13 protein-coding genes and 1 pseudogene are annotated in these 16663 nt (G+C 64.7%); 7 read left to right on the top strand and 7 right to left on the bottom strand.

Translation table 11 applies throughout. The annotated features are described in order from the left end of the window. The first annotated feature begins 43 nt into the window (after nt 1–43). Nucleotides 44–1192: an FAD-binding oxidoreductase gene (locus EEB19_RS24025; protein WP_187589841.1), complete on the top strand. Its 1149-nt coding sequence runs from the start codon at nt 44–46 to the stop codon at nt 1190–1192. Nucleotides 1193–1225: 33 nt separating this feature from the next. Here the strand turns inward: EEB19_RS24025 and EEB19_RS24020 are convergent, their stop codons facing one another. The 5 genes from EEB19_RS24020 to dnaK form a co-directional block, all read right to left on the bottom strand. Beyond that, nucleotides 1226–2335 (bottom strand): hypothetical protein, encoded by a 1110-nt coding sequence (locus tag EEB19_RS24020; RefSeq protein ID WP_187589840.1) that lies wholly within the window; start codon nt 2333–2335, stop codon nt 1226–1228. Between the two features lie 166 nt (nt 2336–2501). Continuing rightward, a complete protein-coding gene (locus EEB19_RS24015) occupies nt 2502–2897 on the bottom strand; it encodes a heat shock protein transcriptional repressor HspR (protein WP_187589839.1) in 396 nt (131 codons plus the stop codon). A 2-nt stretch (nt 2898–2899) separates the two neighbouring features. Continuing rightward, on the bottom strand, nt 2900–4108 hold the full coding sequence (gene dnaJ / locus EEB19_RS24010; protein ID WP_187589838.1) for a molecular chaperone DnaJ: 1209 nt from the start codon (nt 4106–4108) through the stop codon (nt 2900–2902). 215 nt (nt 4109–4323) lie between these two features. Next, the gene (gene grpE, locus EEB19_RS24005) at nt 4324–4917 is read right to left on the bottom strand and encodes a nucleotide exchange factor GrpE (RefSeq protein WP_187589837.1); all 594 of its coding nucleotides are present in this window, start codon (nt 4915–4917) and stop codon (nt 4324–4326) included. Continuing rightward, on the bottom strand, nt 4914–6773 hold the full coding sequence (gene dnaK / locus EEB19_RS24000; RefSeq protein WP_187589836.1) for a molecular chaperone DnaK: 1860 nt from the start codon (nt 6771–6773) through the stop codon (nt 4914–4916). The genes grpE and dnaK overlap by 4 nt, the downstream gene beginning before the upstream one ends. Nucleotides 6774–7195: 422 nt before the next feature. On the opposite strand from dnaK, the gene EEB19_RS23995 reads away from it, so the two are divergent. Then, nucleotides 7196–7837 (top strand): TetR/AcrR family transcriptional regulator, encoded by a 642-nt coding sequence (locus EEB19_RS23995; protein ID WP_187589835.1) that lies wholly within the window; start codon nt 7196–7198, stop codon nt 7835–7837. 89 nt (nt 7838–7926) lie between these two features. Here EEB19_RS23995 and lon read toward each other — a convergent pair whose 3' ends face one another. Continuing rightward, nucleotides 7927–10254, bottom strand: coding sequence for an endopeptidase La (lon, locus tag EEB19_RS23990; protein WP_187589834.1), 2328 nt, complete (start codon nt 10252–10254; stop codon nt 7927–7929). A gap of 178 nt (nt 10255–10432) precedes the next feature. On the opposite strand from lon, the gene EEB19_RS23985 reads away from it, so the two are divergent. The 5 genes and pseudogenes from EEB19_RS23985 to EEB19_RS27100 all read left to right on the top strand — a co-directional run bounded on the left by EEB19_RS23985 (nt 10433) and on the right by EEB19_RS27100 (nt 15894). After that, nucleotides 10433–11158, top strand: coding sequence for a TnsA-like heteromeric transposase endonuclease subunit (locus EEB19_RS23985; protein ID WP_006369927.1), 726 nt, complete (start codon nt 10433–10435; stop codon nt 11156–11158). Further along, the gene (locus EEB19_RS23980; protein WP_079931101.1) at nt 11155–13164 is read left to right on the top strand and encodes a helix-turn-helix domain-containing protein; all 2010 of its coding nucleotides are present in this window, start codon (nt 11155–11157) and stop codon (nt 13162–13164) included. Before EEB19_RS23985 ends, EEB19_RS23980 begins: the two co-directional genes overlap by 4 nt. Beyond that, nucleotides 13161–14234 carry an ATP-binding protein gene (locus EEB19_RS23975; RefSeq protein ID WP_006369929.1) on the top strand — a complete coding sequence of 358 codons (1074 nt, stop codon included), beginning with the start codon at nt 13161–13163 and terminating at the stop codon, nt 14232–14234. Before EEB19_RS23980 ends, EEB19_RS23975 begins: the two co-directional genes overlap by 4 nt. Then, nucleotides 14200–14682: pseudogene (locus tag EEB19_RS27235) on the top strand (TniQ family protein); the annotation flags it as partial. The gene EEB19_RS23975 and the pseudogene EEB19_RS27235, both read left to right, overlap by 35 nt. 159 nt (nt 14683–14841) lie before the next feature. Beyond that, a complete protein-coding gene (locus tag EEB19_RS27100) occupies nt 14842–15894 on the top strand; it encodes a hypothetical protein (RefSeq protein ID WP_020169780.1) in 1053 nt (350 codons plus the stop codon). Nucleotides 15895–16226: 332 nt separating this feature from the next. Here EEB19_RS27100 and EEB19_RS26775 read toward each other — a convergent pair. Further along, nucleotides 16227–16663 (bottom strand): hypothetical protein (locus EEB19_RS26775; protein WP_210739739.1); only part of this gene is annotated, 437 nt, incomplete at its 5' end.

The raw sequence follows: 16663 nt of genomic DNA, 5'->3' as shown, positions 1-16663 counted from the left end.
GGCGGGGAATCCGTGTCCGACGACGAGGGGAGGTGTCCGGGTCGTGCCGAGTCACTCACGACATACGTTGCATCATCTCCGCGACCTCATCAACCGCGATCCCGACCGTTTCGCCGCGAACGTCTACACCCGGATGTTCTCGATCGATCCCGATCTGCGCGAACTGTTCCCGGCGGTCATGGCGGGCCAGCGAGACGCCTTCTATCGGGTCATCGATCATGTTCTCGACGTCATCCCGAGCGACACCGGGCATGCCGAACTGATCGAGTTCCTCGCGCAACTCGGTCGCGATCATCGCAAGTTCGGCGTCCTTCCCGCGCACTACGGCATCATGTACCAGGCGCTGATCTCCGAATTCGCGAACCTGCTCGGTGATTATTGGGACGACGAGGCGGCGCAGACGGTGACCCAGGCGATGATGCTGACCACCGGTGTCATGCGGGGCGCCGCGGAGACGGCCCCGCACCCGGCCCTGTGGTCGGCGGAGGTGGTGGAGAAGTTCCGCATCACCCGCGACCTCGCCGTCGTGCGCCTGCTCGCCACATCGCCGTTGCGGTTCGAGCCGGGCCAGTATCTCGAGGTGCAGATCCCCCAGCGACCCAAGACCTGGCGTGACCTGTCCCCGGCGATCCCGCCGAACCCGGCCGGGGAACTCGAGTTCCACGTGCGGGCGGTGCAGGGCGGGACCGTGAGTTCGGCGATCGTCGGCGAGACGCGGGTCGGCGACGTGTGGTTCTTCGCGCAGGGCCACGGAACGCTGCACGTCGAACGGTCGTCGCCGGTGCTGATGCTGGCCGGCGGGACGGGGCTCGCCCCGTTGCGCGCATTGCTCATCGAGATGTCCAAACGCGCTGACTCGCCGCCGACCCACATCTTCTACGGCGCCCGGTATCCCGGCGAGCTCTACGATCTGGCGGTCCTGCGACGGATCGCGACGACCAATCCGTGGTTGACGATCACCGCGGTGTCCGAGGAGACGTCCGACCCGTGGTGGATCACGTCGATGGCGACACCCGAGTCGCTCGGGATCTCCCATCACATCGGCACCCTGGCCGACGCGGTCAGTGCGGCCGGGCCGTGGAACGAGCATCAGGTGTTGCTGGCGGGGTCGGCGGCCATGATCGAGGCGACCCGTCGGCGGCTCATCATCTCCGGGGTGCGCGCGAGCCGCATCCAGCACGATCCGGTCTGAGCGTCGAACCGTCCGGCGCCGCCGGTCGTCGACCTATTGCTGTCCGCCGCCGCCCGGGCCGCCGTCGGGCAGCGCTGTCACCGTCGACGTCTGGGTCTCGGTGACCGTCACCGTGGAACCATCGGTCGCCGTCTCGGTTTCGGTCTGTGTCTCCGTCGTCGTCCGGGTGACCGTCTGGCGGGGTCGGGTCACGGTCGTGGTGTCGACGTCGGTGCGGGTCTCGGTGACCGGCTCGGCTGTCTTGGTGACGGTGACGGCGGGCGGGGTCTGGGTGACCGTCGAGGTGGGGGCCGAGCGCTCCTCGGCGGCGTCGACGCCGGCGAAGACGGCCGACGCGGCGATCGCCCCGAGCACCAGCGCACCGACCATGGCAGCGCCGATCATCCACCAACGGCGGCTCGACGACGCCCCGCGGTGCACACCGCCGGGACGCGACGCGATCGTCGCGGCGCCGACCGCCGCAGCCAATGCCGGCTGGTCGACGACCGTCACGGGTCGTGCCAGCGCATATCCGAGTGCGGCCACCGCGCCGGGCACCTCGGCGCCGGGTCCGGTGCAGATCACGGAGGTGACCGAGGATCCGCCGGGCGCGGCGATGACCGCATCGGCAACCGCACTCGCGTGCGCGGGGTCGGTGACCGGCCCGGGGGATCCATAGGCGAACTCGGCGGTGCCGAGGATCTCGCCGGTCGCCGAGTCGAGCGTCACCACCGATGAGCCGGGTGACGGGACCGCCGAGCGATCGAGATCGATGACGGCGATGATGCCCTTGTTGGTCGGGACGGAGCGGGCGACCTCGGCGAGCGCGGCGGGCAGATCGGTCACGACGACCTTGTCGTACCAGCCGGGCCGCGACGTGCCCGGTGACATCGCCGTCTGCAGGTAGCTCTGGGTGGCCGGCCGGGCGCAGGCGATGCCGATCCGGTCGATCTCATAGGGCACGGAATCGACGAGCTCGTGGATGGCCGACTCGGCGCTCTGCGCGGATGGGTCGGGCAGGTCGACGAGGTTGCTGGCGACGATGTCACCGTCGGCGCTTCGGACGACCGAGGAGACCTGGTCCTCGACGACCGAGATCCCGAGGATCGAACCGGCCGTCGGAGAGCCACCAGCCGCCGTGCGGTCGCTCGTCGTGTCGGCCATGTCCTGTCCCGTCTGCCCTGTCCCCGGCTGTGCACACCCGGCTGTGCTCGCCCGGGAGTCTCGCCGGGTTGGGGCCGTTCGGTCTCCGGGCGTCCCGGCCCGCCTGTCACGCGCCGGCGGTCGGGTTTTGTCCCGAGTCAGGGTAGCGGGTGCCCGGGACGAGCGATCAGTCGGCGTTGCGCTTGCGGCGCGGCTGCCACACGACCAGGGCGCTGGTCCGTGGCACCGGGACGAGCTCGCCCCCGCGCCGCGCGGCGGCGTTCTCGACGTCGGCCTGCAGTTCACGGACGCGCTGCTGCAGTGCGTCGACCTGGTTGCTGAGGTCGATGATCCGCTTGATCCCGGCCAGGTTGACGCCCTCCTCCTGGGAGAGCCGTTGGATCTCGCGGAGCAGTTCGACGTCACGCGACGAGTAGCGGCGCCCGCCGCCACTCGTGCGCTGCGGCGTCACCAGACCCAACCGGTCGTAGGTCCGCAGGGTCTGGGCGTGCATGCCGGCGAGTTCGGCGGCGACCGAGATCATGAAGGTCGCGGCCGAGTCCTTCTCGTAGTTGGCGGCCATCATCACCGCCCCCACCCGGCGCGAGGATCGAAACCGCTCGCCTTCTCTGCCTCGGCGTACCGGCGCATGGCCTCGACCGCGGCGTCGTCGAGTGTCGGCGGGACGGCCACCTTGACGGTGACCAGCAGATCACCCGCACCACCGGATCGCTTGGGCACACCACGTCCGCGGACCCGAAGGGTCCGGCCGTCGGTGGTGTTCGCCGGGATCTTGACGCCGACGCTGCCGTCGAGCGTGGGCACGGAGACCGTCGCCCCGAGCACCAGCTCGGAGATGCTCACCGGCAGCTGCACTTTGAGGTCGTTGCCGCTACGTGTGAACACCTTGTCGGCGGTCACGTGGACGACGACATAGAGATCGCCGGACGGCGCTCCCCGACGTCCCGCCTCACCCTGACCGGCCAGCCGGATGCGCTGCCCGTCCTCGACGCCCGCCGGGATGCGGACGTTGATGGTGCGGGCCCGGACCTTGACGCCGCTGCCGTCGCAGTCGGTGCACGGATCGTCGATCCGCGATCCGGTGCCCTGGCAGTCCTGGCACGGCTCGCTGAAGCCGAAGGCGCCCTGGTTGCGACTGACGAATCCGGAACCGTTGCAGTTCGGGCAGACCCGCGGACTCGTGCCGGGCTTGGCACCGCTGCCGTGACATGTGGTGCACGGCGACGGGCTCGTCACCCGCAGCGGAACCGTGGTGCCCTGCGCCGCATCCTTGAAGCTGAGTGTGGTCTCGGTCTCGAGGTCGTTGCCGCGCTTGGGCCGGGTGGCCGTCGACGACCGCTGGCCGCCCCGGTTGAACAGCCCCTCGAACAGGTCGCCGAAACCTCCGCCGCCCGCCGATCCGGCGCTGCCGCCGGCGTTGCCGAACAGGTCGCCGAGGTCGAAATCGCCACCGCCGGTCGTTGTATAGGTCGTTCCCCCACCGCCGGGGAATCCCCCGGGAAATCCGTTGCCCCCGCCGCGGAATCGCCCACCGGCGAACATCGCGCGGGTCTCGTCGTACTCTTTGCGCTTCTCGGGATCGGCCAGCACGCTGTGGGCTTCGGACACCCGCTTGAAGCGCTCCTCGGCCGCCGCATCGCCCGGATTCGCGTCCGGGTGCAGCTCGCGAGCGAGCTTGCGATAGGCCTTCTTGATCTCTTCAGCCGAAGCGTCAGAAGCAACGCCCAGGTCCTTGTAGAAGTCTTGTTCCAACCACTCCCGTTGTGGAGCCACCAGACGTCACCTCCTTCGATGTATCAGTTGTCTGGATGTAGTTGTTCTCCGCTCCCTGAGGAGCGAGCCTGCCAGCCTCACCCGTTCCCTGAGGAGCGAGCCTGCCGGCCTCACCCGCCCCCTGAGGAGCGAGCCTGCGAGCGTCACGAAGGGGCGGCCCTTCGTGACGCTCGTCGCTAGCGCTCCTCGCTCCTCAGGGACCGATGGGAGTTGGCTTATTGTGCACCAGTTTCGGCCGGGTCGGTGACGGTCACCATCGCGGTGCGGATCACCCTCTCGCCGAGCCGATAGCCGGCCCGGTACACCGCGCCGATCACCGGAGTCGCCCCGTCGCCGTCGTGCTGGACGGCTTCGTGGAGCTCCGGGTCGAACGCGTCGCCCGACTCGCCGAACTTGGCGAGTCCCTCACTGCTGAGCGCGGCCGCCAACTTGTCGGCAACGCCACGCAGCGGACCGCTCTCGAGGTCGCCGTGCTCACGGGCACGGTCGAGATCGTCGAGCACGGGCAGCAGCTTGTCGATCAGCAGTTGCTTGCCGTAGGCGACCGAGCCCTGCTTCTCCTCGGCGGCACGCCGTTTGAAGTTGGCGAACTGCGCACGCTCGCGTTGCAGGGCCGCGGTCAGTTCCGCGACCTCGGGGTCGACGGAACCTGCGGCAGGTACGTCGTCGACGACCGGTTCGGCTTCCGCCGGACCCGGGCCGGCGGCCGGATCGTCGCGTACCTCACCCGTTTCCGGGTCGATACGACGACGATCGGTCACCGTCACCGGCTCGTCGGCGTGTGCGCCTTCCGGCCCACCAGCGGTCACTTGTTGTCTCCGGAGTTGGAGGGCTCGTCCACGACCTCGGCGTCGACGACATCGTTGTCGCTGTCGCCGGCGGCGCCGCCCTCGGCGGCCTCACCGTTGGGCGACTCGGCAGCCGATGCCGCGTAGATCGCCTGACCCAGCTCCTGCGAGTCGGTGGTCAGCGTCTCCACGGCCGTCTTGATCGCACCGATGTCGGTTCCCTTGAGCGCCTCGCGGACACCCTCGATCGAACCCTCGACCTTGGTCTTCAGCTCGGCCGGGACCTTGTCGTCGGACTCCTTGAGGAACTTCTCGGTCTGGTTGACCAGCGACTCCGCCTGGTTGCGGGTCTCGGCCTCCTCGCGACGCTTGCGATCCTCGTCGGCGTGCGCCTCGGCGTCCTTGATCATCCGGTCGATCTCGTCCTTGCTCAGGCCGGAACCGTCCTGGATGCGGATCGAGTTCTCCTTGCCGGTGCCCTTGTCCTTCGCGGTGACGTGCACGATGCCGTTGGCATCGATGTCGAAGGTCACCTCGATCTGCGGGACACCCTGCGGCGCGGGAGCGATTCCACCGAGCTCGAACGAACCGAGCAGCTTGTTGTGCGAGGCGATCTCGCGCTCACCCTGATAGACCTGGATCTGCACCGACGGCTGATTGTCCTCGGCGGTGGTGTAGGTCTCCGACCGCTTGGTCGGGATGGTGGTGTTGCGCTCGATGAGTTTGTGCATCACGCCACCCTTGGTCTCGATGCCGAGGGACAGCGGGGTGACGTCGAGCAGCAGCACGTCCTTGACCTCGCCACGTAGGACACCGGCCTGCAGGGCTGCGCCGACCGCGACGACCTCGTCCGGGTTCACGCCCTTGTTGGGCTCCTGACCACCGGTCAGTTCCTTGACGAGCTCGGTGACCGCGGGCATACGGGTCGAACCGCCGACCAGCACCACGTGGTCGATGTCGCCCACGGAGATGCCGGCGTCCTTGATGACCGCCTGGAACGGCGACCGGGTGCGCTCGAGCAGGTCCGAGGTGATCTTCTGGAACTCACTGCGCGACAGCTGCTCGTCGAGGAACAGCGGGTTCTTCTCGGCGTCGACGGTGATGTAGGGGAGGTTGATCGAGGTGCTCTGCGAGGCAGACAGTTCGATCTTGGCCTTCTCCGCAGCCTCACGCAGACGCTGCATCGCCATCTTGTCCTTGGTCAGGTCGATGCCGTTCTGGCTCTTGAACTTGTCGACGAGCCAGTCGACGATCCGCTGATCCCAGTCGTCACCACCGAGGTTGTTGTCACCCGAGGTGGCACGGACCTCGACGACACCGTCGCCGATCTCGAGCAGCGAGACGTCGAACGTACCGCCACCGAGGTCGAAGACCAGGATGGTCTGTTCCTTCTCGCCCTTGTCCAGGCCGTAGGCCAGTGCGGCCGCGGTCGGCTCGTTGACGATGCGCAGGACGTTGAGGCCTGCGATCTGTCCGGCTTCCTTGGTGGCCTGACGCTGGGCGTCGTTGAAGTACGCCGGCACGGTGATGACCGCGTCGGTGACGTCCTCACCAAGGTACGACTCGGCGTCACGCTTGAGCTTCATGAGCGTGCGCGCGCTGATCTCCTGCGGGGTGTACTTCTTGTCGTCGATCTCGACGGACCAGTCGCCCTCGCCCATGTGGCGCTTGACGGACCGGATGGTGCGGTCGACGTTGGTGACCGCCTGGTTCTTCGCCGGCTGCCCGACAAGCACCTCGCCGTTGCGCGCAAACGCGACGACCGACGGGGTCGTGCGGGAGCCTTCGGCGTTGGCGATGACGGCGGGCTCGCCGCCTTCGAGCACGGAGACCACCGAGTTGGTGGTGCCGAGGTCGATTCCAACAGCACGAGACATGTGTGTTCCTCCTAGTTCATGGGTCTGCACCCAAGTGCGTGGCCGGGCCCGCGCCACGTTCTGCGCGAGCCTGGATGTTCGTCGAAACCTGGTAGGGCCCGAACTTCAGTGCATCCGACTCATGTTCTAATCAAACATGTCGCCGGAGTCAACCGGGTTGAGCCGATCAGACTCAAGTTTCTCATTGGGGTCAACGGGGGATGTTCGGCAAATGTTCCCGCCCGCACATATTTTTCTGGACAATCGTCCATGATCGTGGTGACGGTCACACTGCATGACGAACGTGACAGCGGTCGCAGAGACCTGCCGTGGCCGGGCGAACGCTCGTAACATGAGGGACGCTCAAGTAGGCGGGCGTCTACCGCGCACCCAGTAACGGATAGTCGGGGCCGGGCGAAGTGCAACAGGTAGAGAGGAGCGCCATGGATCTCCCCAAGCAGCGTCGGGGTGAGCGTCGGAGCAAGTTCGGTGAGGCAGCGGTGGAGATCATCGCGACCCAGGGCATCCGCGCCCTCACCCACCGGACCGTCGACGAGACCGCCGGGTTCGCACCGGGATCGGTCAACTATTACGCCTCGACGCGCAGCCGCCTTCTCGCGCTCGCCCTCGAGACCGTCCACGCACAGTTGCGCAACATCGCGATGGAGGCGTTCGGACCGCTCATGGCTCCGGGTCCTCACTCCCCCGACGAGGTCGTCGAGTGCGGAACCGTCTTCGTGGAGACGTCGCGCCATCAGGGCCGCAACGTCGTGACGGCACGGCACGCGCTGCTCGTCGAAGCGCAGTTCTATCCCGAACTCGCGGACATGATCAACGAGCACCGCAACGAGCTCGTACAGCTCTCGGTCGCCGTCGGTGCCGCCTTCCGGCCGGAACGTCCCGAGGACGCGGCGAACCTGGTCGTCGCACTGATGGACGGCCTCATCCAGCAACTCGTCCTCGGCAGGCTCGACACGGTGACCCGTCCCATGGTGTACATGGCGATGTCGCACATCTGCACGATCGGTAGCGAGTCGTCGCAGTGGTCGGATCAGGCCGGCTTCTCGCGTCCGTCGCACTTCTGACGGCCCGCACACCGCACCCCGAACAACGCATCGGGCCGCGGCGACAATCATTGTCGCCGCGGCCCGTTCACGTCGCCCCCGATCTCGGATCAGGCCGCTGAGGCCGCCTGTTCGACGGCCGGTTCCAGCGCCTCGGCAATGATGTCGGCGACGTCGACCATCGGCTTCACCTCGAGCGCGTCGAGCACCTCGGCCGGGACATCGTCGAGATCGGGCTCGTTGCGTTGCGGGATGAACACCGTCGACAGCCCGTTGCGTTGCGCGGCAAGCAGTTTCTGCTTGACCCCACCGATCGGCAGCACCCGTCCGTTCAGCGTGACCTCACCGGTCATGCCGACGTCGGCGCGCACCTTGCGACCGGTGATCATCGACACCAGCGCCGTCACCATCGTCACACCCGCGCTCGGACCGTCCTTGGGCACGGCGCCCGCGGGGACGTGCACGTGGATCGTCTTGTTCAACGCCGCGGGATCGACACCGAGTTGCTCGGCGTGCGCCCGCACGTAGGACAGGGCGATCTGCGCAGATTCCTTCATGACGTCACCCAACTGACCGGTGAGCTTGAGTCCGGGCTCACCGTCGACCGCGTTGGTCTCGATGAACAGGACGTCGCCGCCCATGCCGGTGACCGCCAGTCCCGTTGCGACACCGGGCACCGCCGTGCGCTCCTCGGACTCCGGGGTGAAGCGTGGCCGCCCGAGGTAGTCGGTGAGGTCGGACTCGCCGATCTCGATGGGCGCCTGCGCCTTTCCGGACTCGAGGTTGGTCGCCGCCTTGCGGAGCAGCTTGGCCAGCAGCCGTTCGAACTGTCGCACACCGGGTTCCCGCGTGTAGTTCGCCGCGATCTCACGGAGCGCTCCGTCACTGACGGAGGCCTCGTCGGACCTCAGCGCCGCACGCTCGGCCTGGCGCGGCAGCAGGTAGTCCCGCGCGATGGCCACCTTGTCGTCCTCGGTGTAGCCGTCGATGGTCACCAGCTCCATCCGGTCCAACAGCGCCGACGGGATGTTCTCGACGACGTTGGCGGTGGCCAGGAACAGGACGTCGGACAGATCGAGATCCAGGTCCAGGTAGTGATCGCGGAACGTGTGGTTCTGCGCCGGATCGAGCACCTCGAGCAGCGCCGCCGCGGGATCACCGCGGTAGTCGGAGCCGACCTTGTCGATCTCGTCCAGCAGCACAACGGGATTCATCGATCCCGCTTCACCGATGGCACGCACGATACGACCCGGCAGGGCGCCGACGTAGGTGCGTCGGTGACCACGGATCTCCGCCTCGTCGCGGACGCCGCCCAGGGCGACGCGCACGAACTTTCGTCCGAGAGCTCGCGCGACGCTCTCACCGAGTGACGTCTTGCCGACGCCGGGAGGGCCGGCCAGCACCATCACGGCACCGGAGCCACGGCCGCCGACGACCTGCAGGCCGCGACCGGCACGCCGGGCGCGCACGGCCAGGTACTCGACGATCCGATCCTTGACGTCGTCGAGCCCGTGATGATCGGCGTCGAGGATCTCGCGGGCACCCTTGATGTCCGCCGAATCCTCGGTGCGCTCGTTCCACGGCAGGTCGAGGACGGTGTCCAGCCAGGTGCGAATCCACCCGGTCTCCGGCGACTGGTCGCTGGCGCGTTCGAGCTTGCCGACCTCACGCAGCGCGGCCTCGCGCACCTTCTCGGGTAGGTCGGCGGCCTCCACACGACCGCGGTAGTCGTCGGCGCCCTCGGGTTCGTCCTCGCCGAGTTCCTTGCGGATCGCGGCGAGCTGTTGGCGCAGCAGGAATTCCTTCTGCTGCTTCTCCATCCCGTTGCGGACGTCGTCGGCGATCTTGTCGCTGACCTCGGTCTCGGCGAGATGCTCACTGGTCCAATCGATCAGAAGCCCGAGGCGTTCGCCGATGTCCGGCGTCTCGAGCAGCTGTCGCTTCTGGACATCGTCGAGCCAGGACGAATAGCCAGATGTGTCGGCCAGGTCGGACGGGTCGGTCATCTTGTTGACGGCGTCGATGATCTGCCACGCCTCGCGACGTTGCAGCATGGCCAGCACGAGCTTCTTGTACTCGGCCGCCTGCGCCTTCACCTCGGCGGTGACCTCGGGATCGTCGACCTCGGTCACCTCGACCCACAGGCCCGCACCGTTGCCCGGGGTACCGGTACCGATGTGGGCGCGCTTCTCGCCCTTGACGACAGCGGCAGTCTGGCCACCGGGGATACGTCCGACCTGCACGATCGAGGCGATCACGCCATAGGTGGGGTAACGGTCGTCCAGTCGCGGCGCGACCAGCAGTTTCCCGGACTCACTGGACCGGGCGGCGTCCACCGTCGCCTGAGCGGCATCGTCGAGCGGAATCGGCACAACCATGCCGGGCAGGACGACCAGGTCAGGAACGAACAGGACGGGCACCGAGTATGTCTGTGACATGTAACCTCCAAAGTTCAGTCTGACCGACTCAACCCTGGTGGCGGAATGTTTGTTCCCGGGGATATTTCGCCAGGGGCGGAATCGTTGTGTAGCTTCTCACCGAACGTGTCATTTTCTCATCGGCTTGTCATAGGCGTGTCATCGTTCTCATCGGGCTGTCATGCGGCACGATAGCAAAATGCCTGATCAGATCGGTGCGACCGAGATTCGCTTCGTTACCGAAGCCGGTGACGAGACCATCAGTCAGGTCAGGGATCACTCGATCAGCTCGATGGCCCGAGCCCAGCCAGTGCGCCTGCCACCGTCCCACGCCGGCCAACGCCACTATCCAGGTCTTTTTTGGACCCGTACAACAGCCGACCACGTGGTTTACGAAAGCCTTCTCGAACGCGACCGCATCTTGCTTGCCGACTTCGATCCCGAAGTCGTTTGGATCACGGCGCAACCTTTCTGGATCACCGGCGACGACAGAGGTACCGGCCGACGCCACTGTCCCGATCTCCTACTGACGCGGGCTGATGGGTCATATTTGGTCGTGGACGTCAAGAATCCACGAATCGCGCAGAAAGACGAGGTCAAGGCCGTGTTCACGTGGACCAAGGTGGTGTCCAAGCGCCTCTCCGCCGATTATGAGGTTTGGACCGGCGAGGACTCGGCGTTGATCAACAACATCAGATTCGCTTCTCAGGCTCGCCGCGAGTCGCGCGCGGCCCTGTTCCAGACGGTGCTCGAACGATTTCCAGAGGAGCTCTCAATCGCGCACGCTGAAGCCACACTCGCAGCCGAGCGGATTGCACGGCCTCGACACATCGTCCTCGAGCTTCTGTGGACGGGCACCTTCACGGCCGATCTCACCCGGCCATTCGGCGACAACACCTTGATCCATCGAGCCGAGGCCGTATGAGCAACACTTATCGACTTGCTGTTGGCGATCGGGTGTGGATCGACGGATCCGTGGTCCGCATAGTCGAGATCAGCGACAGTCGGTCGATAGTCGAATCGGATCGCGGCACACGAGCGGTGAGCACTCCACACCTCGTGAGGTCTTCTCAGCCGCTCGACGCACCTCGCAGGCCCTGCGAGACGTCCGGACAACTGCTTTCGAATCTTACGAAGAAACAGCAAGAGACTTACAACGCACGGCTCGCCGTCGTCGAAGCAGTACTGGAGATGCATCACAACAGCGGCGACTCTATCGGTCGCAGCTCCGAAACGGTCGCTCTCGCACACAACATGTCTGACCGCACCGTCAAACGCTGGGTGAAGGCGTATCAAGAGTCAGGACCAGCCGGCCTCGTCGAAGCAAGGAAGCAGCGCTCGCCGATCGACCCACTCTGGCGGGAGGCGTGCCTCGACGTACTCAATCGGTACACACGCGAATCCACACCCAGCAGAAACATAGTAATCGACCAGGCCAACAATCTGCTGACCGAGCGGTGTGGCGCCGATCTGGCGCCCACCCCATCCAATGCGACCGCCTACCGCTGGCTGGACGAGCTCTCCAAGGGTCGCTATTCATTTGGCAGCGGAAAGGCACGGCGAATCGCCGCCGACCGGCCGGAGGCCCCGTATGGCCGTTTGCGCGCCACGCGCCCCGGAGAGTACTTCGTACTCGACACAACGCGCCTCGACGTGTTCGCGATGGAGCCGATCACGCTGCGTTGGGTGCCGGTCGAACTCACTGTGGCGCAAGACCTCTATACACGCTGCATTGTCGGTCTGCGCCTGACCCCGATTTCAACCAAGGCAATCGACGTGGCCAATGTGTTACACCAGTCGGTGACGCCCCAAGAACCGGTCGACGACGGAGCGTGGCCGTTTCACGGCGTGCCTAGTTCGATCGCAATCGAACGCGACGACCCGACCGCAGACGATGCCACTCCGAGCATCCCAGGCTGCCTACCCGAGTCAATCGTTGTTGACCATGGCAAGATCTACCTCTCGCACCATGTCAGATCCGCCTGTGCGCGACTCGGAATCTCGATTCAGCCTGCGATCGTAAAGAAGGCGTCAGACAAGCCAACTGTCGAACGCTTCTTCAAGACCATTCGGCTCGGCCTGCTTCAGCAACTGCCGGGCTACAAGGGACCCGACGTCTATCACCGCGGTGAAGACATTGAGAGTCAAGCGTTCTACTACGTCGCCGAGCTTGAGTCGATAATTCGCGAGTGGACAGCTCGGGTGTACCACCGGTCGAAACACGAAGGCTTGTGTCTCCCTGAGACGCCCGGCCTCGAACTATCACCGCTCGAAATGTACGAGATCGGCCTGGCTCGCGCCGGTGGACTCACCATCCCGTCCTCACCGGACCTTGCGTACGAGTTTCTCAATGTGGAGTGGCGCACGATCCAGCACTATGGCATAGAAGTGGATGGGCGCCGATACGATGGCGCGGCGCTCAACCCTTACCGGAATAGCAAGTCCAACTTCGGTGGTCCGAAGGCTAGAAAATGGCCAATCCACATAGACAGCGGCGATGTTCGACGCGTGTACTTCCGCGACCCCTCATCTGGCAAATGGTCGCCTCTGGTCTGGGAGCACGCAGGTGGACTCGACCAGCCCTTCTCCTCGGACGCCGCCGACTACACCAAGCTTCTGGCCGTCCGCGAAAACCGGCATGTCGACCCACAGGACGCCGTCCGCAACCTCCTCGATGAGTGGTCCAAAGGCAACACCAAATCCAAGCGCGACCGCGCCCTCGCACGACGCCTGGCCAGCACCCGTTCCACGGCAAGCGATACTGGCGATGGCCAACCTGACGACGAGATTGCATCACTGCCAGGAGTTATCGACCTTCTCGCGAGGAGAGCAGAACGTCGCCCTCCAGGTTGGGATTTGGACGATGACCTCGATGTGTTTGAGAAGTACCAAGGTGCAGACGATTCGAGCTATGAGGTATTCGACGAATGAGTAACCCATGGGCACTATGGCTTCGAAACAATCAACCGCATCGCTACAACCTGGCGTCAAAAGTGGGCTGGCACGACTTCGTGCATTCGCCGCCGCGCGCGAGCCTGGAACTCCTCACGAAGGGACAGATCGCAGCGCTCAGCGACGACGAGCGCGAAGACTACAACGAAGCTCGCTTTGTATGGAATGCCAACCTCCCGACTGTCAAGACAGCTCAACTCACGCACGCCTTCGCTGTCATCGATCAAGTCATGGCGTCCAACCGTCGCGATGGCGACCGCCTCCGCGGATCGGTCGTGATCGACGCCCCGCCAGGTCTCGGTAAGACCACCATCGCCATCCGCTACGCAAGGCAGTTCCATCGAACTGCAATTCGCCGCCTCAGCAGCGAGACCGCCGCAGGCGATCAGCGTATTCCGGTCGCCTTCATCCCGCTCGATGCTGGAATCACCCTCAAGGGCCTGAACAGAAAGATCCTCGCCTTCTATGGCCATCTGGGGGTAGCTGGTGCGAATACTTCTGGTTTGGGTGCGCTCGCGGTCGACTGCGTACGGAGCTGCGAGACTCAGATAATTGTCATCGATGACCTTCACTTCATCGACTTTCGAGACCGTCACGGTCGCGAAGTAAGCAATCATCTGAAGGGCTTGGCCAACGAAATGGCGGTCACGTTCATTTACGTCGGTGTACGCCTCACAGAGAAGAAGTTCTTCGACGAGGGCCTGGGAGGCGATGACGGTGCCGTGTACGCACAGACTGCCCGCCGTGCCACACGTGCACGCGTCGCGCCGTTCAACACCGACTCCGATGCCAGCAACGTCGCCTGGATCTCGCTTCTCAACGCCCTCGAATTGCACCTAATGCTCGCCGCGCAAACGCCTGGGACACTATCCGATTTCGGCAAGGAACTCTTCCGCCGAACGCAAGGGCACATCGGTTCACTGACGAACCTGCTCGATCGGGCCGCCTATCTGGCTATTAAGACGGGCACCGAGCAAATTACTGCGAGCATCCTGGAGGAGGTCGTCGTTGACAATGCCGCTCAGCGGCTCACCACTCCCAAGAGGTGAGAGAACCGACGCGGAGCAACTACCCTCCGCAATTGCGATACCAGACGGGTACAACCCGCGGCGGCTTCCCATACTCGTCGCCCCCAGGGACGATGAGACCGCACCGAGTTGGCTGCGCCGTTTCGGCCACCGCTACGGACTCACCGCACGCGCGCTACTCCGAGAACTCGGGATTCCAACGAGTGCCTGGTCCCCCACACGAGTCTCTGCGCATATCGCTGAGCACAGTGATTTGATTGTGGATACGGTGGGGCTACCGGACGAACGAGCCCGATACCTCCGGGCAGGACTCATATCCGAGGCTGTTTCCGCATTTCGCACGCACTGGGAACGGTACGGTAAGTCTTCGGAATCGATGCCCCTCGACCCTTCCTACTGTCCCGAATGCCTTGCTCAGCAAGGATACTGGAACTCGACATGGTCACTGCCGCTACACCGCGTCTGTGTCGAACATGCGATCTTGATGCCTACCAACTGCCCTCGGTGCGCCGAGACGCCGTGGGCGGGCACGAGTTGGCCCAATAGCACCGACCCCAACTGGGCCTGTCCGCAGCGCGACAATCGCCCCCGAACACCAAGAACTCGACACGCATACTGCGGCCACGACTTGCGCGACGTCGAGTTCCGTAGGGTTGCCCCCGAGATCGTTGAAGCTCAGGTTTGGATTCTCGAACTCGCACGCGGTGCATCAGAGCCTTCGACGAACAGCTTTGGCGGTCAGCGGTTCAGTACACGCGAATACTTCGACGCGGCTCTGACGCTGGGCAAGCCCATTATGAGCTGTCAGGCAGCAAGCGACCCTGACGCCGCGTGCCTCGAGCAACTCCTCAAGGTAAAGTCCATCCTCTGCGAGGAGGACGTTCATGCGGCTCATTCGCTCGCCGTAGAGCAGAGCGTCCTTACTCCAGGAACCTGGCTTCTCAGGGACGGCCGAGATTTGCCCCGTAGTCGGACGAATGCGGTTATCGGCCACCTCGCCATCACCCCGCTCGCCGAAAAGCTATCGCCGACGGCACAACTGACGTTTCGAGTTGCTAGTGGGTGTGCCCGTTATCCGACGGCCCACGAGATCCCGGGCAACCACATTCCTCTCTCGTCGATACCTCAAGTTCACTGGACGGGATTCCGCGACTACACGACTGCGAAGGATCGCGCCGTCCTTTCCATGCTCCTTGCACGGTCTGGGACCGCGAGACCTTGGGGCCATATCGCTTTCGCGCTAGGACTGCCTCACGAATTCTCGCGCTACCCACCACTACTCATCCGCCAGATCAAGCGCAGCGGCGATTGGACCGACACCCTGGATCAGATCGAGAACCAGACCCGGGAACTGCTCACCGGCCCGCCTCCTATCGATTACCACCGCCGGCGGCTTCAACTTGCCAATCCAGATCTCACGATCTCCATTGCGAGAATTCTTAGCACGAGCCGCACGTTCAGAGCAGTGACTCCACACGCGCTAGCCGTCGCGATTTGGGAGGTCTACACCGGCGGGGCCGCCGAGTTCGCGACAGAATCGCTCTACTCTGAGGATTCCAACGACGGCGATCTCAGCTCGGCGCGCAACCTGGTACGCGAGCAGTGGTCCACAATCCGATCAAACAGCCTGTTGCCTGACCTGGGATTCGGCGAGGAGCCACTTGAATGGCGCCCACCTTGAAGGAGCTACGTGCAGACAGGACACTCCGGCAACAGATCTGACTCGCGCTCGTCAGTGGCTTCGAGAATGCCCTCACTCTACCGCGGAACGCTTGAGGCGGATCAGCACATGTGCCGCGCAGATGTCTACGAGGCGAATGAGTCATACCGACGCCACGGGCTCAAAGGAGTCGGGCAACTCAACTCACTGATGGAAATCCTCCTGCAGCACACCTTCAACGCCGCAAGTCCACGCTATACACCGTGGGAAATTGATCGAGAACCACCAGGGCGTGCAATCTCCCTGCCGCCGACGGCATGGCCGCCGAGTTCGGAACCGACCCTTGCGACACGCTACCCGGATGGTCCGACGAACTGGTAGTCGAACGCCTCGGTCTTGATCGGGCATCGCCCGCAGGGTCGCGCGAGGTGTGGGCATTCGTCGGCGTCGCTTGCAACAATGCCCATGTGAAGTTCCGTCGCCGCAACCTCGAAGCTCTTGGAAACCTCGTCGTGGGCAACCTCGGACGCGACGATGCCCAGAACGTCGACGAAGTTCGGTACTTCCCGTATCGCTCCAGCATGTACATCACTGAGTTCTTTCAAGAGTTGGAGACGGAGTACCAGCACGACGGCTCCACCCGCCACCGGTGGGTTGCCGACGTGTGACGTGTAAGGGCTCGGGACATGCTTGACGTCGTGTCGTCGGGACATCGTTGACGTCTCACGCTTGTCGGTGGTCGCAGTCAGAGTGTGGGGGGTGTCCTTCTCTGCTGAGACTGAATCCGATG

The sequence above is a fragment of the Gordonia sp. OPL2 genome (assembly GCF_003797825.1).
GTDB lineage: Bacteria > Actinomycetota > Actinomycetes > Mycobacteriales > Mycobacteriaceae > Gordonia.
Note: the sequence above shows the minus strand (reverse complement) of the source record. Positions and strands in the feature narration are given on the sequence as shown.